Raw genomic sequence first — 22833 nt, forward strand, 5'->3', positions numbered from 1 at the left:
GGCTGCCCGCGAGAGCGGTGGCCACATACGGCACGCAACTCAATGCGGCCGGCAGCCATGCATCCTGGCGCGGCACGCCCGGCTTGCCACGGCTGATACGTTGATACAGCGTCTGGGCGCGGCGGATTTCATCGGCGCTGGGCTTGACCCGTACCGACTCAAAACCCACCACGGTGCTGCCGTCAAATATCGGTGTGACGTAGGCGTTGACCCAATAGTGGTCGCCATTTTTAGAACGGTTCTTGACGATGCCCATCCAGGGCAAACCTTGTTTGAGCGCGCTCCACATATGCGCGAAAACAGCGGGTGGAACGTCGGGGTGACGCACGATATTTTGCGGTGCGCCGATCAGGTCGGCGCGGTCAAAGCCACTGATGTCGACAAAGGCATCGTTGCAGTAAGTGATGACACCACGAACATCGGTGGCGGAGATAAGTTTTTGTTGAGGTGCGAGTGAAATCTCGCGTTGTGTCACTGGCAGGTTGTTGCGCATTCCGACTACTCCATGATTGCACTCAGCCAATCGGCCTCAACGTCGAAAAGATTAATGCACATTTGATATTTCGCCAGCCATTGGTCAAAAGCCTGAAACTTCCCGATGAAAAACCCCATAATGGCGGCCATTTTTGTTTAGCCCGTTATTCTGGTGTACCCGCATGGAAATCAAGGTCAACTTTCTCGACAACCTTCGGCTTGAAGCCAAGTTCGATGACTTCACGGTGATTGCCGACCAGCCGATTCGCTACAAGGGCGACGGTTCGGCGCCGGGGCCGTTCGATTACTTCCTGGCTTCGTCGGCGTTGTGTGCGGCGTACTTCGTCAAGTTGTATTGCCAGACGCGCAATATCCCCACGGACAATATTCGCCTGTCGCAAAACAACATCGTCGACCCGGAAAACCGCTACAACCAGATCTTCAAGATCCAGGTGGAGTTGCCGGCGGATATCTCTGATAAAGACCGCCAGGGCATCTTGCGTTCCATCGACCGTTGCACGGTTAAGAAAGTGGTACAGGCCGGCCCTGAGTTCGTGATCGAGGAAGTTGAAAACCTCGATGCGGATGCGCAAGCCCTGTTGATGCCCAACTCGACCTCCGAGGGCGGCACCTACATCGCCGGCAAGGACCTGCCACTGGAGCAGACCATCGCCAACATGTCCGGCATCCTCGCCGGGTTGGGCATGAAGATCGAGATCGCGTCGTGGCGCAATATCGTGCCGAACGTGTGGTCGCTGCATATCCGCGATGCCCACTCGCCGATGTGCTTCACCAACGGCAAGGGCGCGACCAAGGAGGGCGCGCTGGCGTCGGCGTTGGGCGAGTTTATCGAGCGGCTCAACTGCAACTTCTTCTACAACGACCAGTTCTGGGGTGAGGAGCTGGCCAACGCGGCGTTCGTGCACTACCCGGACGAGCGTTGGTTCCAGCCGGGCGCCAACGATGAGCTGCCGAGCGAGATCCTCGACGCCTACTGCCTCAAGGTCTACAACCGTGACGGCGAGCTGCGTGGCTCGCACCTGTTCGACACCAACTCGGGTAATGAGGAACGCGGTATCGTCTCGCTGCCGTTTGTGCGTCAGTCCGATGGTGAGGTGGTGTACTTCCCCTCCAACCTGATCGAAAACCTCTACCTGAGCAACGGCATGAGCGCCGGCAACACCCTGGCCGAAGCCCAGGTGCAGTGCTTGTCGGAGATCTTCGAACGGGCAGTGAAGCGCGAAATCATCGAAGGCGAATTCGCCTTGCCGGACGTACCGGCCGAGGTGCTGGCCAAGTACCCAAGTATCCTGGCCGGCATCCAGGGCCTGGAAGCCCAAGGTTTCCCGGTACTGGTCAAGGACGCCTCCCTGGGCGGTGAATTCCCAGTGATGTGCGTGACCCTGATGAACCCACGCACCGGCGGCGTATTCGCCTCGTTCGGCGCCCACCCAAGCCTGGAAGTGGCCTTGGAGCGCAGCCTGACCGAATTGCTGCAAGGTCGCAGTTTTGAAGGCTTGAACGACTTGCCGCAGCCGACCTTCGAAGCCCAGGCGGTGACCGAGCCGAACAACTTCGTCGAGCACTTTATCGATTCGAGCGGCGTGGTGTCGTGGCGTTTCTTCAGTGCCCAGTCGGACTACGAGTTTGTCGAGTGGGACTTTACCGGCGAGGGCGAAGACTCCAATGCCCAGGAAGCGGCGACCCTGTTCGGTATTTTGGAAGGCATGGGCAAAGAGTCCTACATGGCCGTGTACGAACACCTCGGCGCGACCGCCTGCCGCATCCTGGTACCGGACTACTCGGAAATCTACCCGGTGGACGACCTGATCTGGGACAACACTAACAAGGCGCTGTTCTTCCGTGCCGACATCCTCAACCTGCACAGCCTCGACGAGGAAGAACTGCAGGCCCTGGTCGAACGCCTGATCGAAAGCGAGCTGGACGACTACACCGACATCACCACCCTGATCGGCATCGAGTTCGACGACAACACCGCCTGGGGCCAGTTGACCATTCTGGAATTGAAGCTACTGATCTTCCTGGCCTTGAAGCAGTACGAAGAGGCCAAGGAGTGCGTGGAGATGTTCTTGCAGTACAACGACAACACCGCCGAGCGTGGCCTGTTCTACCAGGCGATGAACGCGGTGCTGGAGATGGAACTGGACGACGACCTGGAACTGGCCGACTACGAAGCCAACTTCCGCCGCATGTTTGGCAACGAGCGGATGGACGCGGTGATTGGTTCGGTGAGCGGTGAGGTGCGCTTTTATGGGTTGACGCCCACCAGCATGAAGCTGGAAGGGCTGGAGCGGCATCAGCGGTTGATTGAGAGCTATAAAAAGCTGCACGCCGCACGGGCCGCCACTATCTCGATTTAACGCAAATCCCCTGTGGGAGCGGGCTTGCTCGCGAAAGCGGTGTGTCAGTCAACCGATTTATTGGCTGAACCACCGCATTCGCGAGCAAGCCCGCTCCCACATTTTGTCCGGCGCAAGTCGCTAGATTTGGGTCAAGGCCTGGGCCAGGTCCGCGCGCAAATCCTCCACATCCTCAACCCCCACCGACAACCGCACCAACCCATCCCCAATCCCCAGCTGCGCTCGCGTAGCGGCCGGAATCGTCGCGTGGGTCATGATCGCCGGGTGTTCGATCAGGCTTTCCACGCCGCCAAGGCTTTCGGCCAGGGCAAAAATCTTGACGTTTTCCAGGAAACGCCGGGCCCCGGCCAAATCGCTGTTCAGGTCAATCGAGATCATCCCGCCAAACCCGTGCATTTGCCGGCGCGCCAATTCGTGTTGGGGGTGGGAGGGCAGGCCTGGGTAGTAGACGCGCGCCACTTGCGGTTGCTGTTCTAGCCATGCGGCCAGGTCGAGGGCATTGCTGCAATGACGCTCCATGCGCAGCGCCAGGGTCTTCACGCCACGCAGTGTCAGGAACGCATCAAACGGCCCGGCAATGGCGCCGACCGAGTTTTGCAGAAAGCCCAGGCGTTCAGCCAATTCAGGGTTGTGGCCAACAATGGCGATGCCGCCGATCACATCCGAGTGGCCGTTGAGGTATTTGGTGGTGGAGTGCACCACCACGTCAAAGCCCAGCTCCAGCGGGCGCTGGATCCAGGGGCTGGCGAAGGTGTTGTCGGCCACGCAGATAATCCCACGGGCCTTGCAGATACGGGCGATGGCACTGAGGTCGGTAAGGCTCAGCAAGGGGTTGCTCGGCGTCTCGACCCAGACCATGCGCGTGTCGTCCTGCAAGCTGGCCTCAAACGCCGAGAGGTCACTTAAATCCACAAAACTGAAACGGTGCCCGGCACTGCGCTGGCGCACCTTGTCGAACAGGCGAAAGGTGCCGCCATACAGGTCATTGCCGGAGACGATATGGGCACCGGCGTCCAGTAACTCCAGCACCGTGGAAATCGCCGCCAGCCCGGAGGCAAAGGCAAACGCCTGGCTGCCGCCTTCAAGGTCGGCCACGCAACGTTCCAGGGCAAAGCGCGTGGGGTTGTGGGAGCGGCCGTAGTCGAAACCCTTGTGCACGCCGGGGCTGTCTTGCAGGTACGTGGAGTTGGCGTAGATCGGCGGCATCAGCGCGCCCGTGGTTGGGTCGGGGAATTGTCCGGCATGGATCACGCGGGTGGCGAAGGCGCTTTTTTCAGGCTGACTCATGCAAGGGATCTCCGTAGGTGGTTAAGCAGGTCGACGCGGGTGATCAGGCCATGGAAACCCGAGGCGTCGGCAATGATGGCGACCAAGCCGCGATCGAGCTCTGCTTGCAACTCGGCCAGGCTGGCGCTGGGGTCAAGGGTTTGCAGGGTATTGGTCATGGCGCTGGCGACCACCATCTTGAAGTCGGCCGCGTCGTGGTGCAGGCCGAGCAATATGTCGGATTCATCGATCACCCCCACCAGGTCGCGGCCGTCCACCAGCACCGGCAGTTGGGACACATCCGCCAGGCGCATGCGCTGGAAGGCGGTGAGCAAGGTGTCGTCGGGGCTGACGCTGATCACGCGGCCGTCTTCGAAACGGCGGGCGATCAGGTCGCGCAGGTCGCCGTAGTGTTTGTATTGCAACAGGCCCGCGTCGTTCATCCATTGGTCGTTGTAGACCTTGGACAGGTAGCGCGTGCCGGTGTCGCACACAAAGGTGACCACGCGCTTGGGCGTGGTCTGTTCACGGCAATAGCGCAGTGCGGCGGCGAGCAGGGTGCCGGTGGATGAACCCCCGAGGATGCCCTCGGCGCGCAACAGTTGGCGGGCGTGGTCGAAGCTTTCTTCATCGCTGATGGAGTAGGCGTGGCGCACGCTGGAGAGGTCGGCAATCGAGGGGATGAAGTCTTCGCCGATGCCTTCCACCGCCCATGAGCCGGGAGTTTCCAGGCGACCGCTGCGGCTGTATTCGGCCATCACCGAGCCAACCGGGTCGGCCAGCACCATGGCCAGCTCAGGTTGTACGCGCTTGAAAAAACGGGTCAGGCCGGTGAGGGTGCCGGCCGAGCCGACGCCCACCACAATGGCGTCCACATCGTGCTGGGTCTGTGCCCAGATTTCCGGTGCGGTGCTGGTCTCATGGGCCAGCGGGTTGGCCGGGTTGTTGAACTGGTCGGCGAAGAACGAATACGGAATGTCCTTGGCCAGCCGCGCAGCCACATCCTGGTAATACTCCGGGTGGCCCTTGCCCACATCGGAGCGGGTGATGTGCACCTCGGCGCCCATGGCCTTGAGGTGCAGCACTTTTTCCGTGGACATTTTGTCGGGCACCACCAGCACCACCCGATAGCCTTTGGCCCGGCCCACCAGCGCCAGGCCCAGGCCGGTGTTGCCGGCGGTGGCTTCGATGATGGTGCCGCCCGGTCGCAGGCGGCCGTCGCGTTCGGCGGCGTCGATCATGGCCAGGCCGATGCGGTCCTTGATGGAGCCACCGGGGTTCTGGGATTCGAGTTTGAGAAACAGCGTGCAGGGGCCGGTATCGAAGCGGCTGACCCGAACCAGCGGCGTGTTGCCGATCAGTTCGAGTACGGCGGGGCGGGGCAGTGTGGGCATGTCGTCACCTTTGAGAGAGGGGGGACAGCAAACGGCAAAGCATGGCTTGAAACGTAGCTTGGAGCGTAGCTTGGAAAATAGGCCGGTATAGCGAGGGTCGCAACCAGGCGGGCCGTTGAATGTCTTTTTTTGGCGCATGGACGATGAGCGGGTGCGCCATCAGTCCCAATCCAGGCGGCAGGGTCTTCCAGATAGAACTCAGGTGCCTGGATTTACGGCGGCTTCGCCCCCCAGCGCGGGGCAAGCCCGCTCACTACAAGGGCGGTGTTGGGCAGCCCGCATCACTTGGCCCATGATCTGCGCCTGCCAGTCGAAATAAGGATTGAACGTCAACCGTGCATGTACCTTGCCCGGTTCGCGATAACCCCAGGCGGAATACCAGAGCGGCGCGCCTGCCCGGCAACGCTGGAAGTCTTCATCGGTTTGCCCGTTGAGGCACACGGGCTGGCTGCCGTTGCGCCCGTACAGCGGGTTGTCTGGGGCGAACAACACGCCCATATGGGAAAACTGGCTGATGCGCTCAGCCGGCAAGTGGTCGCTGCGTACCAACAGGCGCTGTGTGTGCTGCGGGGTTGGCAGGTCGCCGTACCAGATCATCCGCGAGTCAGGATGGGTAAAGCGCTTTGTAAAGGTGTCTCGCACAAATTGCACATCCACCACGGAGTCATGGGCCGCACTGACCACCAGCACCGGGCGCTCGAAGGGGGCGGCAGCGAGTTTGTCGCGCACCGTTTCACTGGACCGGTAGAACTGGGCGAAACCATTGGTAGGCACGTTCTGGTAGCGCAGCGCGGTCTGTTGCTGCCGTGGGCCGGCGGGGTCGCGCAGCCAGGGTTTAACCTGGGCCAGCCACGGCAGCAGCCAGATAAAACGGTTGCGCGCCTTGAACGCCGGGGAAAACATCAACAGCCCGGCAATGTCCGGCTCGTCCATGGCGTACTCCAAAACCAGGTTGGCGCCGGTGGAGAAACCGCCCAGGTACACCTGGTCCACCTCCTGGCGCAGCAAGGCCACTTGCTGTGCCACCGTGCTGCGCCACTCATCGATATGCACGTCCAGCATATCCGCCGGCTGCGTGCCATGCCCTGGCAGCAGCAGTGTGCGTACCTGATAACCCTGTGAGGCCAATTGCGCGCCAATGTCGCTGAAGGAACCCGGTGAATCGCCCAGCCCATGGACCAGCAACACACCATGGCCGTTGGGCGTTGGCGCGACCCATTCGCGTGGCGCGTTCCATTCAAGTTCCAGCGCATGGTCGGGGCTCTGGAAGCGCCGGTCACGCTCAAGTTGTGCCAGGGTCTGCTGGCGATACTGTTCGAAATGGGTAGGGGCTGGCGTAGAGACGGCGGGTGAGCGGTCGGCGCAACCGACCAGGCTGAGCAGCACCAATAAACGCAGTGAGTTCATCGAATTTCCCCATGAGGCTTATGCACCGTGCAGCCGACCTTACGCGGCTGCCCATGCAGGCGGCATGAAAATATATGACGATTGGTAACTGCCGTTAGAGGCGACTCGGTGCTGCATCGAACGCCTCTGTCGGTAGGTTCCTACAGCTGCTGCAAACGGCTGACAACCGCTGCACTGGCCCCCTGCATCGGCGCCCGCAACTCGCTGCCGATCAACCCTTCCAGGGCCAATGCGGCTTTTACCGGCGCAGGGTTGGGCTCCATGAACATCGTGTTGATCAACGGCAACAATCCGAAAAACGTCGCCCGAGCTTCGGCCAGTTGGTTATCCCGCACCTGCTGCCATAGCGCCACAAATTGCTCGGTGTGCACATGGGCCGACGCGGCAATCGCCCCGGTTGCCCCCAGGCACAGGGCGTTGAAAATCTGGACGTCCTCGCCACACAACACATCCACCTCGCCGCAGGCCAGCAGCGCCAAAGTATTGCCCAGGTTGCCGCCGCAGTCCTTGACCGCCTTGATGCGCTCATGGGCAACGATGTTCAGCAACGTGGCCTGTTCGAAGGTCGCGCCGGTGCGGTAGGGAATGTCGTACAAAATAATTGGCACACTGGACGCATCGGCTACGGTGCGAAAGAACGCCTCAAGCCCCGCCTGGGACGGGCGGATATAGCTCGGTGCCGGTACCAACAAACCGGCGACAGGACGTTGCAGGATGTCGCGCTGGAACTGCAGCAGTTCAATCTGGTTATTGCCCGCCAACCCCATCACCACGCGATGCGCCGGCACCCACTGCAACACCGCATCCAGCACTTGCAGTTGTTCCTGGCGACTCAGCGCCGCTGCTTCCCCGGTGGTGGTGCACACCATGATCCCGGCCACGTGCTTTTCCAACAGGTGGTTGATCAAACGGCGCAGGCCGATAAAGTCGATGGCACCGTCATGAAACGGCGTAACCACGGGAACCCAGATACCTTGGAACGATGACATGCACTTTCTCCTGATGATTGACCGCTAAAGTCACCGTCAGAAGGGCAGAGGGAATTGTGCAAAGGGGGGGAGACCGTCGCGCTCAATGTCCTGTCAGCTCATCTGACGGGACAGCGCGCCCCGGTCACATGAGCGACTGTTTCTTCGATTTGAGGGCGTTCGCCACGCAGCCTTGCGCCTTGGCAATGGAGCCAATAGCGCAAAGGTTAAGCAGCGACGTAGCAGACATGAATTGTCACACCCTGAATGTGGCGATCATCTTCAGGGCATGTGAGCGAATGTGTCAAGCCCTCGCGATGGCGGCTTCAATCGTTGCAATGTCGATCTTGGTCATGCTCATCATCGCCTCGAACGCCCGCTTGGCCAGCGCCGGATCGGGGTGGCTGACCGCATCCGTCAACACCCGAGGCGTGATCTGCCACGACACGCCCCACTTGTCCTTGCACCAACCGCAGGCGCTTTCCTCGCCGCCGTTGTCGACGATGGCGTTCCAGTAGCGGTCGGTTTCTACCTGGTCTTCCGTGTGTACCTGAAAGGAAAACGCCTCGGTCGGCGGGAATATCGGGCCACCATTGAGCCCCAGGCAGGGGATGCCCAGCACGGTGAATTCCACGGTCAACACATCGCCCTGTTTACCGGACGGGTAGTCGCCGGGCGCCAAGTGCACCGCGTTTACCCTGCTGTCCGGGAACGTCATGGCGTAGAAGGTGGCCGCCTCCAGGGCGGTGCCGTTGTACCAGAGGCAGAGCGTGGCTTTGTGGGTCATGGTCGGTCTCCATGGAAAGGGGTGTAAGGAGTTTAGCCAACCAATTGTTGTTCGATGGCCGCCTTGTCGATCACCGACCAGACATGGGCAAATTTGCCGTCGATGCATTCGTAAAACACGTTTTCGTCAAAACTCACCGTGCGGCCATTGATCGGCAGTCCGAAAAATTCGCCTCGTGGCGTGACGGTGAAATTCAGGCGGCTGGCGACCGTGGGCGGTTCGGCGACTAGCAGTTGGATGCGGAACACCAGATCGGGAATTTCGCGAAAGTCCCGCTCCAGCATGGCGCGGTAGCCGGCGAGGCCGACGGGGGTGCCGTTGTAGGTGACGTTGGGGTGGACGAAGTGGCTGAGGGCGTCCCAGTCCTGGTGGTTCAGGCAGGTGATGTAGCGGTGGTAGAGGGTGGTGAGTTCGTCTGGGGTCATGACGTGACTTCCTCTTTTAAAATGAGGCTTGGCTGTGTGCATCGCACAATGGCTGGCCCAGGCCTGCGGGGCGGTTGATGAACGCGGTTTAACCCTTTAAGTTGGGTTCGATTTTGAGCATGGAGGCCTGCGATGCAAGACACAGCATTCGAAATAGTGCGGATAGACCAAATCCACGAAATAGTTTCACCCTCCGTAGAGTCCCTTTTATTGCCGTTGGGTTTTGAGGCTCAAGGCCCGCTGTCTTGGATTCGCAGCACCAACGCCCCCATTCGTCAGCTCTTTCGCCTTGTGCAATGGAAGGGCGGTGCGCTGGCTCCGGCATTTGGGTTGTCGTTGGATTTTGTTCCCCATCTCTCCGGAAATGATTTCAAATGGCACAGGACTGCAAAGTCAGCGCGCCCTGATCTGATGTTTGATGTACGCGACCCCGCGTTTGACATCTCCTACAGCTACGGCCCTGAAACTATCGCGAACTGCGCACCCGGTGTGCTTAGTGCTGCTGCTCCAAAAGCTGAGTCGTTCTGGAACATCGCCCGTACGGTAGACGACCTGCCTTGCGCTTTCGAGCACGTCAAACAGCACCTGTCTACAGGGGGGCTGGGGTTTTACAACTACACGCAGCACGCGCTTGCGTATGCGTTTGTATTGGCGTTGAACGGCGTGCCTGAGGCAGCCGAGGAGGAGTTTCAGCGCTATTCGCCGCGTCTGTCATCGACGGCCCGGCAGAAGCTTCGCAAGCTGTTTAATGAAGTCGGTGGTTACCCAGGTGCGTTGTGAGTACGCCGAGATGCTATTGAGGACAAAAGGGGACAGATTTATTTTCCCATTTTCCCGAGAAATAAATCTGTCCCCCTTTTCCGTCCCACGTTATAACTACGACAAAAGCGACAAAAGTGGACAGCCATCAAGCCCGACGCGCCATCAGCAACACCGTCGCCGCCGCCGACAACAACCCCGCGCAGCAACGGTTGAACAGGCGCTTGCCCTTCGGCTCGGCGAACCAGCGGCGCATATGCAGGCCCATGCAGGCGTAGGCGCTGATAGCCACCCATTCCAGCCCCAGGAACATCGCCCCCAGCAGCGCGAACTGCGGCGTGATTGGCTGGCCGGGCACCACGAATTTGCGGGAGGAAGGCGGTGAAGATGAGGATGGCCTTCGGGTTGCCCGCCGCCACCAAAAACTCCTGCCGCGCCAACCCCCACAACCCCACCTTGGCCCCAGCGGATTCAACCTCAGCTTGCGGATTGGCCCGCCACAACTGATACGCCAGATAAAACAGATACGCCGCCCCCAGGATCTTGATCCCGTAGAACAACAACTCCGACGTCTGCAACACCACCGCCAAACCTGCCGAGGCGAGGGCGATCATGCCGGCAAAGGCCAGCAGGCGACCGATGCCCGCCAGGCACGAGGTGCGGTAGCCGTAGCGGGTAGCGTTGCTGACGGACAACAGGTTGTTGGGGCCGGGCGCCATGTTGAGGGCGAAGCAGGCGGGGAGGAAGAGGGTGAGGGTGGCGAGGTCCATGGCGGCTCCGGGTGCGCAGGGGGACGAGTGGGTTGAGGATAAGGGGCGCGGCGTGGATGAACAATGTGCGCGTTGAATCAGCGATGACACCAACGCGCATGCAGCGACTTAGAGTTGGCTTGCAGTTGTTTCGTCGGGGGTTGAGACCTCGGCACGCAAGCGTTGGCCAATGACTTCCATCAAGTCGCAGCCATCACGTAACGGGATGGCCAGCAGTTGTGCGAAGTCAGAAAGCACGACTGAATCTGCTTCCAACTCACTGCGAAACGCGATGTTTTCCAAGACTTGCGTCACGGTACGTATGCGGTAGTCCGCCATCGCTTGCAGCACATCGAGTGGCGCTTGCGAATCAATGAGCAACGACGCAGGAACGAGGTCAATGCCAGTGAGGGGGATGTATCTTTCCATCTTTGAAGCTCCGATAAATGCAGCGGTTGACCGCCACTCTGTCGTCGCCAAACGAAAGGGTGGCAGCTGTGCGCAGGTTGGCGAACCGGTATCGGAGACCCGGCAGACCCGAAGGTCTCCCACGCACAGCCGCCATAGAAGACAGCTTTGCGAAGGTGCAATAGCCTCTGCAAAAAAAGCGCAGTGCTTTTGCATCCGATAGTCAGGTCGCCAAACCTGATCGCCATATGGGCGACGGGGCGGACTATAAGCGGCATTGGGTTTGGGGATCAACGATGAGATTGTAAAAGAGGCGTCGGGCCGCGAAGCGCGCGTTCTGACAGGTGGATTCATCATTGAAGATCGCTATCCCCTTGAACTGCGCGGGCCTGCTGCACGTACGCACCTCTCCGCTTGTCGAAATCCCCTACAGAAAAATTGACCGCAAGCGTCCTACAAAGTTAACTGTACATTCATACAGTAAATGTAAAAGGCCGCATCATGAGCTTCACCATTCTAGGTCCCATCGCTGAGGTCGGCGCGAAGTTGCCGTTGTGCTCGTTCCAGGTTCCGGCCGGTTTTCCGTCGCCGGCAGCGGACCACATCGAGCAGCACATCTCATTGGATGAGGTCCTGAATATCCGAGCGCCCCACGTGTACCTGGTAGCAATCACCGGTGAGAGCATGCAGGGCATTGGGATCTTCGATGGTGACCTGGCCGTGGTGGACCGTGCCATCGAGCCGATCCACGGGCATGTGGTGGTGGCACTGCTGAACAACGAGCCCGTCTGCAAGCGCCTATGTAAGCGCGGCCAGGAGGTGGTGCTGCTTTCCGAGAACCCCAAGTTCCCGGCGCGTTACATTCTCGAAGGCGACGAGCTGTCGATCTGGGGCGTGATCACCAGCACAGTGCGCAGTCATGTCTAAGCCAGAGCCGACCTTTGCACTGATCGACTGCAACAGCTTCTACGCCAGTTGCGAACGCGTATTCCGGCCCGACCTGGCGAAGGTGCCTATCGTGGTGCTGAGCAATAACGACGGCTGTGTCATCGCCCGCAGCTACGACGCCAAACCGTTCATCAAGATGGGCGAGCCGTATTTCCAGATCAAGCACAAGCTCAAGCAGCACGGCATTGTCCCGTTCTCCTCCAACTATGCGCTGTACGGCGACATGAGCGAGCGCGTGATGAGCCTGATCGAGGCGATGGTGCCGGCAGTTGAGGTGTACAGCATCGACGAGGCATTCGCCGACCTGACGGGTATCGGTGGGCTGGATGTCTTAGGCCGACAGATTCGCGCCCAGGTGCTTCGTTGCACTGGTATCCCTGTCGGTGTTGGTATCGCGCGCACCAAAACTCTGGCGAAGCTGGCAAACCACACCGCGAAACGCCTGCAATCCCAAACCGGTGGGGTGGTCAACATCACCGACCCGGTGAAGCGTGACTGGGTGCTGCGTAATACCGACGTGGCGGAGGTGTGGGGCGTCGGTCGCAAGATGAAACTCCACCTTGATGCCATGGGTATCAAATCGGCTATGGATCTGGCAACGGCCGATCCGTGGACGCTCCGTAAGAAGTTCAGCATTGTCATCGAGAAGACGGCCAGGGAGTTGGGCGGCACGCCTTGCCTGGAGCTGGACGAGCCGGATCCGCCAAAGCAGGAGATCTGTTGTAGCCGCATGTTTGGCAAGCGGCTGACGGAGTTGGCGCCCATCAAGGAAGCGGTGGCCACCTACATGATGCGGGCCTCTGAGAAGCTGCGTGCTCAGAACTCGCTGTGCAAGAAGGTGCGTGTGTGCATTCGTACTGGCATGTTCAACCCGGAGGAGGCGAAGTATGCGAATGGGGTGGTGGTGGATATGTCGTATCCCACTGACGATGTGCGGTTGCTGACTCAAGCTGCGGTGGGCGCGCTTGATCGGATATTTCGACCAGGTTTTAAGTACAGCAAGGCTGAGGTTATGTTGCTCGGCCTCTGCCAGCCAGGGGAGTACACCGATGATTTGTTTGCTGTATCACAGCCGGTGGAGGCGACTCGGGTGATGACAGTCATGGACCAAATCAATGAGCGATGGGGCAGGGGGACGTTGCGGTCGGCTTGTGTGCCGGTAGATCCTGATTGGGGCATGCGCCGTGAGATGATGAGTCGGAGTTATACGACGAAGCTTGATCAGCTCTGGTCTGTGGCTTGTAGGTAGGGGCAGCTATCGGCCAGAAGCGGTCACTCACCTTGCCCGAAAAATCCGAGACGACTCCCCTTTAAGGCGACCCGAAAGATGTTTTTGCACGCATCTCGATGCAGCGCGCGAGTGAGATTACTGACCTGTTGCGGTGTAGTTGGGTGCCTGTTATAAGCTCAAAGTGGGCCGGGCGGACGTTTACAACTATTTAATCTGGTCAATAGACTCGACCAAGCCGAAGCTCGGGCGAAACACCTCTATGCATCTTCTGGGTTTGCTGATGTTTGAATGCTATCTTCACGCTTTACTTGATACCAGTCAGTTGTGACGGGAGGCGGATTCCCAATCGTCATCCGTATAGGCTTCCCCTTGTGATTACGTTCGTGCACTGTAATTGAGCTCATCGAAAACGCATTAATGAACAGGTTTTCTCTGCTGAACATCATGAAGGTTACCGCTACTGCGGTGGTCGCAAATAAACCGATGTTCAAAGGGCTAGGAGGTGTCAACCATAGCGAACGAATTGGTTCATATTTTGCGACCGCCAAAGATCCGCCTATAATTCCAACGATAACTATCAAAATGACTAAAAGTGTTGCCCAAGCAAAACCCTCCATTGCCATCGAAGCGACGGAAGTTCTCTTCTTGAGACTTCCTATGAAAAGAGTCATGGGGAAAGTAACAACGTACATAAGCACTGTCAGGATGATTACTGAAATAGGTATCGCAATCCATGCGAGTGCGACATACCCGAGAGTCTCAAATGAGCGATGTATTGCACTTGCAGCTAGTAGGGTGAGTGATGCTTGGGTAAGCCAAAAAATTGACTTGAAATCAAGTTGCGCATACCGCCATCGCCGGATTTCCACAGATTGCATCATGAACTCTACCGTGGTACGAAATGAGTTATAAGCAATGATCGTTATGAACAGAAGGGGGATGGATGCTCCACTCAAGTCCACTTCGCCAAATGTTTCCGTCTGAATGCTGTTTATCTCAAACTGCAAAGCGGACCATGCCATGCTAAGACCGCAGAAAATCGCGGTGATGTCGCGAGTCGCGGCATAACCATCGCTGAGTTTATATTCCATTATTTTTCCTTGTGGCTGAGTAGTCATTCTGTTTGCTGATAGTCGTAGTCGCTATGCGTTTTATTAGTATGAATAAAGGCGACTGATAGGAGCCAAGCAATGCTGTGCGGCGCATAAGGTGAACAGACAGGTTGAGCTTGGACTCACACGCTATTTCAGCCATATCCAGTCGCCTGTTAATTTGGCTGGCTTTGCAAAATGACGATAAAAATACGACCATAGGTGATTATAACCATTGAGAGGTTTGTCCGGCCACCCTCGATTGGCAGCGTCCGACTACCCAATAGCTGGAAGGCCTGCATCAGCAGTTCCTGCCGAGAGGGGCTCAGGAGGTTTGGGAGATGCGTCCGCTTATGGCGAAAGGCAGAAATCGGCCAGGAAAGGATTCAGGGCGTGCGCAAGAGTATGGCTGAGATGGGGAAGCGTCTGATCGCTCCCTAAAACCATGCTGGGTCCAAAGACGTTAATATCTTTAAAGTGCTATGTGAAAATTTAGACCTAGTCGATGTTATCGCAGTCCAGATGACGAGCCACGACCGCGGCTCAGGCTATGAGCGAACCACCACGGCACTATTCACTGCAGAGGCAGAGGCAGAGGCAGAAAAGGCTGCTGCTCTGTCAACTCCGTTAAAGTTAATTACGTCCTGATTGATGTTTTGTTTGATTCTGCTCCGCCTGCGCCAAAAGTATCCCCCTAAGGGTAGCATCTAGCGTCTCATTAATAACTGCTAAAGCAGGGGCTCGAGCTCTCACATCGATAATATTCATATAGCCATATAGATGATCTCTTAGCTCGGAGTTTGTAAAAAATTGCCTTTCAAAGAACTGAAAGTGACTACCTATGGTTCTCTTTCTCTCTAATACAGCTTGAACCTGTGGCTGTGAAACTATGAATTTTACTTCGTTATACTGTTCGAATGGGTCGTTGGAGATGAAAAAATCTGTTTTTTCCCGCTGCTTTAAAGAATAACGATAACTTTGCTCAAGGATTTCGTATGCGTTATTGTCGAGGCCGATGTCGGTTAAAATTAATCTTAAGCTCCATTTTTCCATAGCGCGCCGGAGATCAGAGAAATACATTTCCTGCCAGCGCATCCTAACTATAGTTTTGTGAGTGTCTTCTACTAGTTCTTTAAAAATGGCGTTAAAACTCCCGCCAAGGCTAACCATTTTCTCTGTAAAAAAAGAAGTGCGGTCTAAATCGTGCTCTGATGATTGCTCGAAAGAATTCGCTACAGCGCACATTTGTAATATGAGGTCTCTGCATTCTTGGATCAGAACCGCTTGTCTCTCACTTTTTTTGCTTTTTGTATATTGATATACTGCAAGCGCAAATGCCCCAGCGGTGGCAAGCTGAGCTATTGCGTTGATTATATCTATAAATTTTACTGTCCAGAAATCGGCAGAAGCATAAATATACATTACCTCAATGATAATAATTAATATGAGGACTATGATTAAAGCACCAAGTAACGCGGACGGGTCAGTAAATCTGCGATTCCACTTTTTTTCAAAATGCATTTTTTGATCCTGGTCTACCCGTGATAGCTGCGGCTGACTGCGATAACGAGCCGAAAAACAAATTCCAGTCCATATTTCTAACCATCCTTATTGGCTAACCCTATGCGCCAGGGTGAGTATGTGCGCTGCGGATTATCGCTTCTTGAACCGCTGCGACGCTAGGCGATCGACAGATCGCGTGCAACGTCCATACGATGAATCCAGGCGTCGCCCACCGACGTTCAACGATCACTGCTTTGGCCTGAGTTTTCATTTAATGTCGGAAGCAGGTTGGTTCGAACGTCTCCAATTGGCCGGCTTCGGCCTGTTGTGGTCAGATACCGGCCATTGGCCGTCAGCCAAACACTACGAGTAAATCAGAGGCGGTAACCGTGGCGACAGTGTCTGGCTTTCCCATTAGCACTGATAGCTATCAGCCATGATAAAGCGATATAGTAGAATCATACGTTACGCCATTATTTTTTAGAATTTCAAATTTTGCAAGGACGGCACATGATCACTATCGCTAACGTTTTTAATGGGGGCAAAGCCTCTAGTGAAACCTATGTCCAACGTGAAAAAGGGAGATACGAAGCAGAGCTCAAGCAGGGAATCTTGGAAAATGGAATTCTTTGTTTAATCACCGGATCCTCAAAAACAGGAAAGACGACCCTTTACCAAAAAGTATTGTTGGAACTTGATAAGGAACCTCTTCGTGTACGATGCAGTGCATCCCTTAAAGCTGATGATTTCTGGAGCTATCCATTAGAGAATTTAGATTTTTCTCGCCTAAAGACCTTGGAGGATGGGGGCGCCCGAACAATTAGCGGAACAGGTAGCGTAAGCGGGACTTTAGGCTGGGGATGGCTTGCGAGCTTAAAGGGAACAGTAGGGGTAGGTATCACCGATGCTAAAGCTGAAAAGGAAGTGAAAGACGCCATACTCGCGAAACCATCTCCAACTCATCTGGTTCCTTTGCTTAAAAAATCAAATGCAGTACTAGTGGTCGAGGATTTTCATTACTTAACTGAAGAGGTACAGCAAGAGGTTTTTCAGCAATGGAAAATCTTCACGGATAATGAGGTTTCAGTGATAGTTGTTGGCACCACTCACCATGGTGTTGATTTGGCAACAGCGAACTCGGATCTAATTGGTAGAATCACGCACATTGACCTTGGCCGGTGGTCGGACAGTGACCTAAAGGCCATCGCCAATAAGGGCCTGACATTGTTGAATGTTGCTGATAAATCTCTAGTAGTAAATCCGATATCGGAAGAAAGTGCAGGCTTGCCAATTCTTACTCAACAAATATGCGCTCAACTTTTTATCGACAAAGGCATTACCGAGTGGGATCCCGCAAACAGTATCTCCTTTACTAAGAGTGATGCTCAAAAAGCGATGCACAAGGTTGCTAAGACCCGTTATTCAAATTTCGAATCGTGGTATGCCCAGCTTGTACAAGGGCCTAGGAAGCAGGCCAGAAAATACGATACATATAAAATAATTCTTGCACTTTTTGCCCAAGATCCCCCGACATTTAGTTTTACCAGGCACGAAATTGATATCCGCCTGAAAGCTGCTGGATTAGCCGCTTCTGAACTGCCGCCCGCAGCATCTATCAACAGCACCCTAGCATCTCTAAAGAATTTTCAAGACAAAAGAAATTTTGAGTTGCTAGAATGGAGTAAGTGCGATAAGACGGTGTATATATTGGAACCAAGTTTTTTGTTCTACCTTCGCTGGCGCGAAAATAGAACTATCGTAGCATCTGTATTTCAAATGCTTCTGAATATCGCTGCTGGACAACTCGCTGTACATTTCAAATCTAAATTTAATGGATGATTAGCTTCATAGTTACGAGAGCACAGAAGCAGCAAGTATCCGAATGGCTGCTTTTGGCAGTTAGCGGCCCCTCACAAGCGACCGCTACCGGCCAAAAGCAGCCGTTGGCAGCGGACTGCTTCCTACCAGAAGCGATCAGTCAGAAATCGTCAGAATGCAATTCAGAACATGAAAGCTCAGCTCGATAATCGCTGTGTATCAGTGCCAGTCTCTAAAGCAGTGCATGCATTGACGTGCGCGCCAAGTCCTCAACTGACCTCCGCAGAATGAGCACTTGGCAAGCTTTTGCTTGCACAGAGAATTCATCCGATGGTGGAAATACTCCCAGACAACATCCGGATCAATAATTTCTCTGCGGACTATCTCATCTACTACTGCCTGATCACCTTTTCCGTGAAAAATCCCAATGATTGCTAGCGTTTCAGCTGATGGACAATAAGCAGTAATTGACTCGCCGCACCGATTACAAACGCGTTGACCATAGCCAGTAATCATAAATTCGTTTCAGCACCTAGAATTGGAGATGACCTTTTAACTAGTTACTCAGTGCACTGACAACGTCCTCTAAGGGTCGATAACAGTCGATCATGAGTGACCGTTCTTGGCCGAAAGCAGCCTATCAAAAGAATTAATATTCCCCATCATTAGGCTTGCCCGCTGCCACCAAAAACTCCTGCCGCGCCAACCCCCACAACCCCACCCTGGCCCCAGCCGATTCAACCTCAGCCTGGGGATTGGCCCGCCACAACTGATGCGCCAGATAAAACAGATACGCCGCCCCCAGAATCTTGATCCCATAGAACAACAACTCCGACGTCTGCAACACCACCGCCAACCCTGCCGAGGCGAGGGCGATCATGCCGGCGAAAGCCAGCAGGCGACCGATGCCCGCCAGGCACGAGGTGCGGTAGCCGTAGCGGGTGGCGTTGCTGACGGACAACAGGTTGTTGGGGCCGGGCGCCATATTGAGGGCGAAGCAGGCGGGGAGGAATAGGGTGAGGGTAGCGAGGTCCATGGCGGCTCCGTATGCACAGGGGGTTATGCGGGGCGGCCCTATTGGCCTTCGCCGCGCGAACTGTCTTGCTTATAGATAAATCTGTACTCAGCAATATAAGACCCGATTGCAATAAGACCCGATTGCATTTGTACGCGCAGTAACCCACACAGCGTCCATACCCGGCACGAGCTGATTGCGCAGCTCAGCCGCAGACGTACACAGTTGAATACGCCGCTCGGTCTTCAAGTCCTTGATCCACACACCGGCTTCGCAACGGTTGGATCTCCCCAAAGACGGCCCCGGCACCGCTATTTCGTAGCCTGATGCGTATTGAACAATCTCGCTTGGCAGCAGGTACGTCGCCACGCTGAAACTATTCAAGGAGAGAACAAAGCCGATGCAGGCGCCACTGAAAAAAGAATCGCCGAGGCGCTTTAAGGTTCTGTCGGCAGGGCGCCGCAACAGCGTTCTGCCTGCGAAGATGAGCCCGAGGAGGGCGCTGATTGCCAGGTAGATCGTCCACTCAGGAATCCACGGCATCAAGACGGTTTGCCGTGAGAGGCGAGTGGCCCACAGCATGTAAGAAAACAGGGCGCCAAGCACTGAAAACGCGATGACACACACCGTGATTTTTTTTCTTGTGCTTGGGGGTGAGTCAACGTTCATGTGTTGCTCTGCTGGTTTTCAATGCGTTCATCGGGTCCCTTTCGAAACCACTTTCAAAATCATGGCGTGCATCCTAGCGCATCGTTTCAATGGCTGCTCTTGACCGATGTCCGCCTGGCAATCGGCTTCACAAAGGTAGCTAAGTAAGTTAGCTATATGCTAGTTTCGCTGTTCTCAGCCGCCTGGACACTCCACCTTATGAAGTCCCCCCTCCCAACCGAAGACCCCCGCAGCCTGCAAATCGCCAGTGACACCGTGGGCCAACAGTTGCAACAGATCGCCATCCTGACGCGCAAGTCCGCCAGTCACCTGGGGGCGGCGTTGGGCATCAACCAGACCGACGTGGCGGCCCTTGAACACCTGATCACCGACGGGCCACTGCCGCCCACCGAACTCGCAACGCGCCTGAGCGTGACCACTGCCGGCATCACCCAGGTCATCGACCGCCTGGAGCGCGCTGGCCATGTGGTGCGCGAGCGTCAACTCGATGACAAGCGCCGCGTGCTGGTGTGTCCGGTGCCTGCGTCGGTGGCGCAGGCCTATCGGCATATCGCGCCGATGCTCAACGGTCTGAGCGCTGTGCTGGGTGCGTTGGGTGGACAGGATCGGAAGGTGGTCGAGGCCTTTTTGGGGCAGGTGGTCGAGGTGTATCGCAGCACGTTGCCGGGCAGCACCGTTGAGAGCAAGGACGCCTGATGAAAACGCAAAAAGTTTTGATCACCGGCGCCAGCATCGCCGGGCCGGCGTTGGCGTATTGGCTGGCGCGCCAGGGGATGGACGTCACGGTTGTGGAGAAGGCTGCGGCCTTTCGTGATGGCGGGCAAACCATCGACGTGCGTGGCGCCGGGCGGGTGGTGGTGCAGCGCATGGGGTTGGAGGCGCAGGTTCGGGCGAACACCACGCAGGAGCAGGGCATCGCTTTTGTTGACCAACATGACCAAACCCAGGCGTTTATTGGTGTGGATGCGTTCGACGGCGACGGGCCGATTGCCGAACTGGAGATCCTGCGGGGCGAACTGGCCAAGCTGTTGATCCAGCACAGTCAGGACCGGGTCACGTACCGTTTCGGCGACAGCATCGAAACCCTTGAGGACGACGGCGAGCAAGTGCATGTGCGTTTCGAGCAGGGCAGTGAGCAGGCCTACGACCTGGTGATCGTGGCCGAAGGGATCGGTTCGGCGACGCGTAATCGGGTGTTTGGCGCAGAGGTGCAGCGCCGACCTTTGGATCTGTATACCGCCTATTTCACCGTGCCGCGCCAACCCAGCGACGGCCAGGTGATGCGCTGGTACAACATTCCGGGCGGCCGTTGCGTGTGCTTGCGCCCGGATAACCTGGGCACCACGCGCGCGTTTTTGTCCTTTCAGCAAGCGCCCAGCGGCTATGAAAAACTGCCCCAGGACCAGCAGATCAGCTTGCTAAAAACCTTGTTTGCCGACGTCGGTTGGGAAACACCGCGTGTACTCGCGGCGCTGGACAACACCACCGACCTGTACCTGGACGCCGTGGGCCAGGTCAAGATGCCCCGCTGGTCCAAGGGCCGCATCGCACTGGTGGGCGACGCGGCTTATTGCGCATCGCCCATCAGTGGCATGGGCACCAGCCTGGGATTGTGCGGCGCCTATGTGCTGGCCGGCGAATTGGGGCGCCATGCCGATCACACTCGAGCGTTCGCGGCGTATGAGCAACTGATGCGACCTTACGTTGCCCAAGCGCAAAGCGTGCCCAAGTTCGCGCCCAGGCTGGCCTCGCCGCACTCGCGCCTGGGCATCGCGCTGGGCCACGCGGTATTGAGATTGGCCAGCGTGCCGGGGTTCAGGCGTGTGTTTGGGAAGATTCTGGCGCCGAAGGCGGATGCCATCGACCTACCTGATTTTTCGAGGTTGGGGTGAGCGGGCGATCAATCAGGCCTTGCTAGTTATATATGGATATCCGTATATTCGAATCTTCGGATTTGAGATGCGCCCATGATCACCCCCCCAGAAGTCTTCAAGAGCCTGGCCGACGAAACCCGCACCCGTGCCACCCTGCTGATTGCCGATCAGGGTGAGCTGTGCGTCTGCGAGTTGATGTGCGCCCTGGACGATAGCCAACCCAAGATCAGCCGCCATCTGGCGCAACTGCGCAGCAGTGGTCTGCTGCTCGACCGCCGCCAGGGCCAGTGGGTCTATTACCGCCTTAACCCGGACCTGCCGGGCTGGGTTCACGAAGTGCTGCGGGTGACGTCCAAGGCCAACATCGATTGGCTCCAGCAGAACGCCTTTCGCCTGCGAAACATGGAGGGGCGGCCTGTGCGTGAAGCCGCCTGCTGCTGACACCCTCTTGCGTCTTTGACGGAGCACCTCATGCGAGTCCTATTTATGTGCACGGCCAACAGTTGCCGCAGCATCCTTTCAGAAGCGGTCTTCAATCACCTGGCGCCCCACGGCATTGAGGCGATCAGCTCCGGCAGTTTTCCCAAGGGCCGGGTATTGCCGCGAAGCCTGTCGACGCTGCAACAGGCCGGCATCTCGACTGACGGCTTGTACAGCAAAGGCAATGACGCCTTCGAAGGTAACCCGCCGGATATCGTGATCACCGTGTGCGACAAGGCCGCCGGTGAAAGCTGCCCGGTGTATTTCGGCCCGGCATTGAAAGCCCATTGGGGGCTTGCGGACCCCTCGGACGTCACGGCTGACGAGGCAACGATGGACGCGGCCTTTAGCGCCACGTTGGCGCTGATTGAGCAACGCTGCGAGGCCTTCCTCGCACTGCCCCTCAACATGCTCAGCCACGATGGGCTCAAAGCCGAGCTTGATCGAATCGGCGCAATTTAAGGAGCAATCATGTCTGACCCTCTGCCCAACCTCGACCTGAGCCTGTTCGACGCTGTACCGCCGTCGCGGCTCGACTCCCACAGGCCGCGCATCCTGTTGCTCTACGGCTCGACCCGTGAGCGCTCGTTCAGCCGCCTGCTGGTGGAAGAGGCCGCACGCCTGCTGGAACATTTCGGAGCGCAGACGCGCATTTTCAACCCCAGCGGTCTGCCGTTGCCCGACGATGCCCCGGTGGACCATCCCAAAGTGCAAGAGCTGCGTGACCTGGTGCTGTGGTCGGAAGGCCAGGTGTGGTGCTCGTCGGAGCGACACGGTGCAATGTCGGCGGTGTTCAAGGCGCAGATCGACTGGGTGCCGCTGGAGCTTGGGGCGGTGCGCCCGACCCAGGGCAAGACCCTGGCGGTGATGCAGGTGTGTGGCGGTTCGCAGTCGTTCAATGTGGTCAATCAACTGCGGGTGTTGGGACGCTGGATGCGCATGTTCACCATCCCCAACCAGTCTTCGGTGCCCAAAGCCTATATGGAATTCGACGAAGCTGGGCGGATGAAACCGTCAGCGCTCTATGACCGCGTCGTGGATGTGATGGAAGAGTTGGTCAAGTTCACGCTGTTGCTGCGTGATCAGCAAGGGGTTCTGGTGGACCGCTATTCGGAACGTAAGGAGTCGGCTGAGCAACTGATGGCGCGGGTCAATCAGCGTTCGATTTGAGCCGATGCTGGCGTCT

General features: G+C 57.0%; 20 protein-coding genes and 3 pseudogenes. 10 read left to right on the forward strand and 13 right to left on the reverse strand.

Going from position 1 to position 22833, the window contains the following annotated elements:
- Positions 1-220: 220 nt before the first annotated feature.
- Positions 221-493, reverse strand: a pseudogene (locus tag ACLD1Y_RS07795) (PAS domain-containing protein); the annotation flags it as partial.
- A gap of 163 nt (positions 494-656) precedes the next feature.
- Between ACLD1Y_RS07795 and ACLD1Y_RS07800 the strand changes: the two are divergent.
- On the forward strand, positions 657-2855 hold the full coding sequence (locus ACLD1Y_RS07800) for an OsmC domain/YcaO domain-containing protein (protein WP_429476944.1): 2199 nt from the start codon (positions 657-659) through the stop codon (positions 2853-2855).
- A 120-nt stretch (positions 2856-2975) separates the two neighbouring features.
- Here ACLD1Y_RS07800 and ACLD1Y_RS07805 read toward each other — a convergent pair whose 3' ends face one another.
- The 6 genes from ACLD1Y_RS07805 to ACLD1Y_RS07830 all read right to left on the reverse strand — a co-directional run bounded on the left by ACLD1Y_RS07805 (position 2976) and on the right by ACLD1Y_RS07830 (position 9102).
- Positions 2976-4142: a cystathionine gamma-synthase gene (locus ACLD1Y_RS07805; protein WP_429476946.1), complete on the reverse strand. Its 1167-nt coding sequence runs from the start codon at positions 4140-4142 to the stop codon at positions 2976-2978.
- Positions 4139-5515 carry a pyridoxal-phosphate dependent enzyme gene (locus ACLD1Y_RS07810; protein WP_429476948.1) on the reverse strand — a complete coding sequence of 459 codons (1377 nt, stop codon included), beginning with the start codon at positions 5513-5515 and terminating at the stop codon, positions 4139-4141. Before ACLD1Y_RS07810 ends, ACLD1Y_RS07805 begins: the two co-directional genes overlap by 4 nt.
- 198 nt (positions 5516-5713) lie before the next feature.
- Positions 5714-6922, reverse strand: a complete 1209-nt coding sequence (locus ACLD1Y_RS07815) for an alpha/beta hydrolase (protein WP_429476950.1) — start codon at positions 6920-6922, stop codon at positions 5714-5716.
- A gap of 140 nt (positions 6923-7062) precedes the next feature.
- Entirely contained in the window at positions 7063-7911 is an 849-nt protein-coding gene (gene dapA, locus ACLD1Y_RS07820; protein ID WP_429476952.1) for a 4-hydroxy-tetrahydrodipicolinate synthase, read from the reverse strand.
- Positions 7912-8194: 283 nt separating this feature from the next.
- Entirely contained in the window at positions 8195-8677 is a 483-nt protein-coding gene (locus tag ACLD1Y_RS07825; RefSeq protein ID WP_429476954.1) for a VOC family protein, read from the reverse strand.
- Positions 8678-8709: 32 nt separating this feature from the next.
- On the reverse strand, positions 8710-9102 hold the full coding sequence (locus ACLD1Y_RS07830) for an ester cyclase (RefSeq protein ID WP_429476956.1): 393 nt from the start codon (positions 9100-9102) through the stop codon (positions 8710-8712).
- Between the two features lie 132 nt (positions 9103-9234).
- Between ACLD1Y_RS07830 and ACLD1Y_RS07835 the strand changes: the two genes are divergently transcribed.
- Positions 9235-9882, forward strand: coding sequence for a hypothetical protein (locus ACLD1Y_RS07835; RefSeq protein ID WP_429476958.1), 648 nt, complete (start codon positions 9235-9237; stop codon positions 9880-9882).
- Positions 9883-10009: 127 nt separating this feature from the next.
- On the opposite strand, the pseudogene ACLD1Y_RS07840 reads toward ACLD1Y_RS07835, so the two are convergent.
- Positions 10010-10631, reverse strand: a pseudogene (locus ACLD1Y_RS07840) (LysE family translocator).
- 108 nt (positions 10632-10739) lie between these two features.
- Positions 10740-11039 carry a hypothetical protein gene (locus ACLD1Y_RS07845; protein ID WP_429476959.1) on the reverse strand — a complete coding sequence of 100 codons (300 nt, stop codon included), beginning with the start codon at positions 11037-11039 and terminating at the stop codon, positions 10740-10742.
- Between the two features lie 480 nt (positions 11040-11519).
- Between ACLD1Y_RS07845 and ACLD1Y_RS07850 the strand changes: the two genes are divergently transcribed.
- Together ACLD1Y_RS07850 and umuC are read left to right on the forward strand one after the other, a co-directional pair.
- The gene (locus ACLD1Y_RS07850; RefSeq protein ID WP_429476961.1) at positions 11520-11945 is read left to right on the forward strand and encodes a LexA family protein; all 426 of its coding nucleotides are present in this window, start codon (positions 11520-11522) and stop codon (positions 11943-11945) included.
- Complete coding sequence (gene umuC, locus ACLD1Y_RS07855; protein WP_429476963.1) at positions 11938-13215, forward strand: translesion error-prone DNA polymerase V subunit UmuC; 1278 nt, start codon at positions 11938-11940, stop codon at positions 13213-13215. The genes ACLD1Y_RS07850 and umuC overlap by 8 nt, the downstream gene beginning before the upstream one ends.
- 239 nt (positions 13216-13454) lie before the next feature.
- On the opposite strand, the gene ACLD1Y_RS07860 is transcribed toward umuC, so the two are convergent.
- Together ACLD1Y_RS07860 and ACLD1Y_RS07865 are read right to left on the reverse strand one after the other, a co-directional pair.
- A complete protein-coding gene (locus tag ACLD1Y_RS07860) occupies positions 13455-14288 on the reverse strand; it encodes a hypothetical protein (RefSeq protein ID WP_429476965.1) in 834 nt (277 codons plus the stop codon).
- 633 nt (positions 14289-14921) lie between these two features.
- Positions 14922-15809, reverse strand: coding sequence for a hypothetical protein (locus ACLD1Y_RS07865; protein WP_429476966.1), 888 nt, complete (start codon positions 15807-15809; stop codon positions 14922-14924).
- Between the two features lie 492 nt (positions 15810-16301).
- Here ACLD1Y_RS07865 and ACLD1Y_RS07870 point away from each other — a divergent pair, with 492 nt between their 5' ends.
- A complete protein-coding gene (locus tag ACLD1Y_RS07870; RefSeq protein ID WP_429476968.1) occupies positions 16302-17630 on the forward strand; it encodes an AAA family ATPase in 1329 nt (442 codons plus the stop codon).
- A 646-nt stretch (positions 17631-18276) separates the two neighbouring features.
- On the opposite strand, the pseudogene ACLD1Y_RS07875 reads toward ACLD1Y_RS07870, so the two are convergent.
- Positions 18277-18645, reverse strand: a pseudogene (locus ACLD1Y_RS07875) (LysE family translocator); the annotation flags it as partial.
- An 87-nt stretch (positions 18646-18732) separates the two neighbouring features.
- Positions 18733-19293: a hypothetical protein gene (locus ACLD1Y_RS07880; RefSeq protein WP_429476970.1), complete on the reverse strand. Its 561-nt coding sequence runs from the start codon at positions 19291-19293 to the stop codon at positions 18733-18735.
- 198 nt (positions 19294-19491) lie between these two features.
- On the opposite strand from ACLD1Y_RS07880, the gene ACLD1Y_RS07885 reads away from it, so the two are divergent.
- From ACLD1Y_RS07885 to arsH, 5 genes are all read left to right on the forward strand, one after another.
- Positions 19492-19989, forward strand: coding sequence for a MarR family winged helix-turn-helix transcriptional regulator (locus tag ACLD1Y_RS07885; protein WP_429476972.1), 498 nt, complete (start codon positions 19492-19494; stop codon positions 19987-19989).
- Positions 19989-21185, forward strand: a complete 1197-nt coding sequence (locus ACLD1Y_RS07890) for an FAD-dependent monooxygenase (RefSeq protein WP_429476974.1) — start codon at positions 19989-19991, stop codon at positions 21183-21185. Before ACLD1Y_RS07885 ends, ACLD1Y_RS07890 begins: the two co-directional genes overlap by 1 nt.
- 75 nt (positions 21186-21260) lie before the next feature.
- The gene (locus ACLD1Y_RS07895) at positions 21261-21608 is read left to right on the forward strand and encodes a metalloregulator ArsR/SmtB family transcription factor (protein ID WP_429476976.1); all 348 of its coding nucleotides are present in this window, start codon (positions 21261-21263) and stop codon (positions 21606-21608) included.
- 30 nt (positions 21609-21638) lie between these two features.
- Positions 21639-22109: an arsenate reductase ArsC gene (locus ACLD1Y_RS07900; protein ID WP_429476978.1), complete on the forward strand. Its 471-nt coding sequence runs from the start codon at positions 21639-21641 to the stop codon at positions 22107-22109.
- Between the two features lie 9 nt (positions 22110-22118).
- Positions 22119-22817: an arsenical resistance protein ArsH gene (gene arsH, locus ACLD1Y_RS07905; RefSeq protein WP_429476980.1), complete on the forward strand. Its 699-nt coding sequence runs from the start codon at positions 22119-22121 to the stop codon at positions 22815-22817.
- The last annotated feature ends 16 nt before the right edge of the window (positions 22818-22833 follow it).

Source organism: Pseudomonas sp. 18175 (genome assembly GCF_050432925.1).
In the GTDB taxonomy this organism is placed as follows: Bacteria; Pseudomonadota; Gammaproteobacteria; order Pseudomonadales; family Pseudomonadaceae; genus Aquipseudomonas.

Coding starts and splice junctions, on each gene's coding strand:
- ACLD1Y_RS07800 (WP_429476944.1), top strand. CDS start 657: ATGGAAATCAAGGTCAACTTTCTCGACAACCTTCGGCTTGAAGCCAAG.
- ACLD1Y_RS07805 (WP_429476946.1), bottom strand. CDS start 4,142: ATGAGTCAGCCTGAAAAAAGCGCCTTCGCCACCCGCGTGATCCATGCC.
- ACLD1Y_RS07810 (WP_429476948.1), bottom strand. CDS start 5,515: ATGCCCACACTGCCCCGCCCCGCCGTACTCGAACTGATCGGCAACACG.
- ACLD1Y_RS07815 (WP_429476950.1), bottom strand. CDS start 6,922: ATGAACTCACTGCGTTTATTGGTGCTGCTCAGCCTGGTCGGTTGCGCC.
- dapA (WP_429476952.1), bottom strand. CDS start 7,911: ATGTCATCGTTCCAAGGTATCTGGGTTCCCGTGGTTACGCCGTTTCAT.
- ACLD1Y_RS07825 (WP_429476954.1), bottom strand. CDS start 8,677: ATGACCCACAAAGCCACGCTCTGCCTCTGGTACAACGGCACCGCCCTG.
- ACLD1Y_RS07830 (WP_429476956.1), bottom strand. CDS start 9,102: ATGACCCCAGACGAACTCACCACCCTCTACCACCGCTACATCACCTGC.
- ACLD1Y_RS07835 (WP_429476958.1), top strand. CDS start 9,235: ATGCAAGACACAGCATTCGAAATAGTGCGGATAGACCAAATCCACGAA.
- ACLD1Y_RS07845 (WP_429476959.1), bottom strand. CDS start 11,039: ATGGAAAGATACATCCCCCTCACTGGCATTGACCTCGTTCCTGCGTCG.
- ACLD1Y_RS07850 (WP_429476961.1), top strand. CDS start 11,520: ATGAGCTTCACCATTCTAGGTCCCATCGCTGAGGTCGGCGCGAAGTTG.
- umuC (WP_429476963.1), top strand. CDS start 11,938: ATGTCTAAGCCAGAGCCGACCTTTGCACTGATCGACTGCAACAGCTTC.
- ACLD1Y_RS07860 (WP_429476965.1), bottom strand. CDS start 14,288: ATGGAATATAAACTCAGCGATGGTTATGCCGCGACTCGCGACATCACC.
- ACLD1Y_RS07865 (WP_429476966.1), bottom strand. CDS start 15,809: ATGCATTTTGAAAAAAAGTGGAATCGCAGATTTACTGACCCGTCCGCG.
- ACLD1Y_RS07870 (WP_429476968.1), top strand. CDS start 16,302: ATGATCACTATCGCTAACGTTTTTAATGGGGGCAAAGCCTCTAGTGAA.
- ACLD1Y_RS07880 (WP_429476970.1), bottom strand. CDS start 19,293: ATGAACGTTGACTCACCCCCAAGCACAAGAAAAAAAATCACGGTGTGT.
- ACLD1Y_RS07885 (WP_429476972.1), top strand. CDS start 19,492: ATGAAGTCCCCCCTCCCAACCGAAGACCCCCGCAGCCTGCAAATCGCC.
- ACLD1Y_RS07890 (WP_429476974.1), top strand. CDS start 19,989: ATGAAAACGCAAAAAGTTTTGATCACCGGCGCCAGCATCGCCGGGCCG.
- ACLD1Y_RS07895 (WP_429476976.1), top strand. CDS start 21,261: ATGATCACCCCCCCAGAAGTCTTCAAGAGCCTGGCCGACGAAACCCGC.
- ACLD1Y_RS07900 (WP_429476978.1), top strand. CDS start 21,639: ATGCGAGTCCTATTTATGTGCACGGCCAACAGTTGCCGCAGCATCCTT.
- arsH (WP_429476980.1), top strand. CDS start 22,119: ATGTCTGACCCTCTGCCCAACCTCGACCTGAGCCTGTTCGACGCTGTA.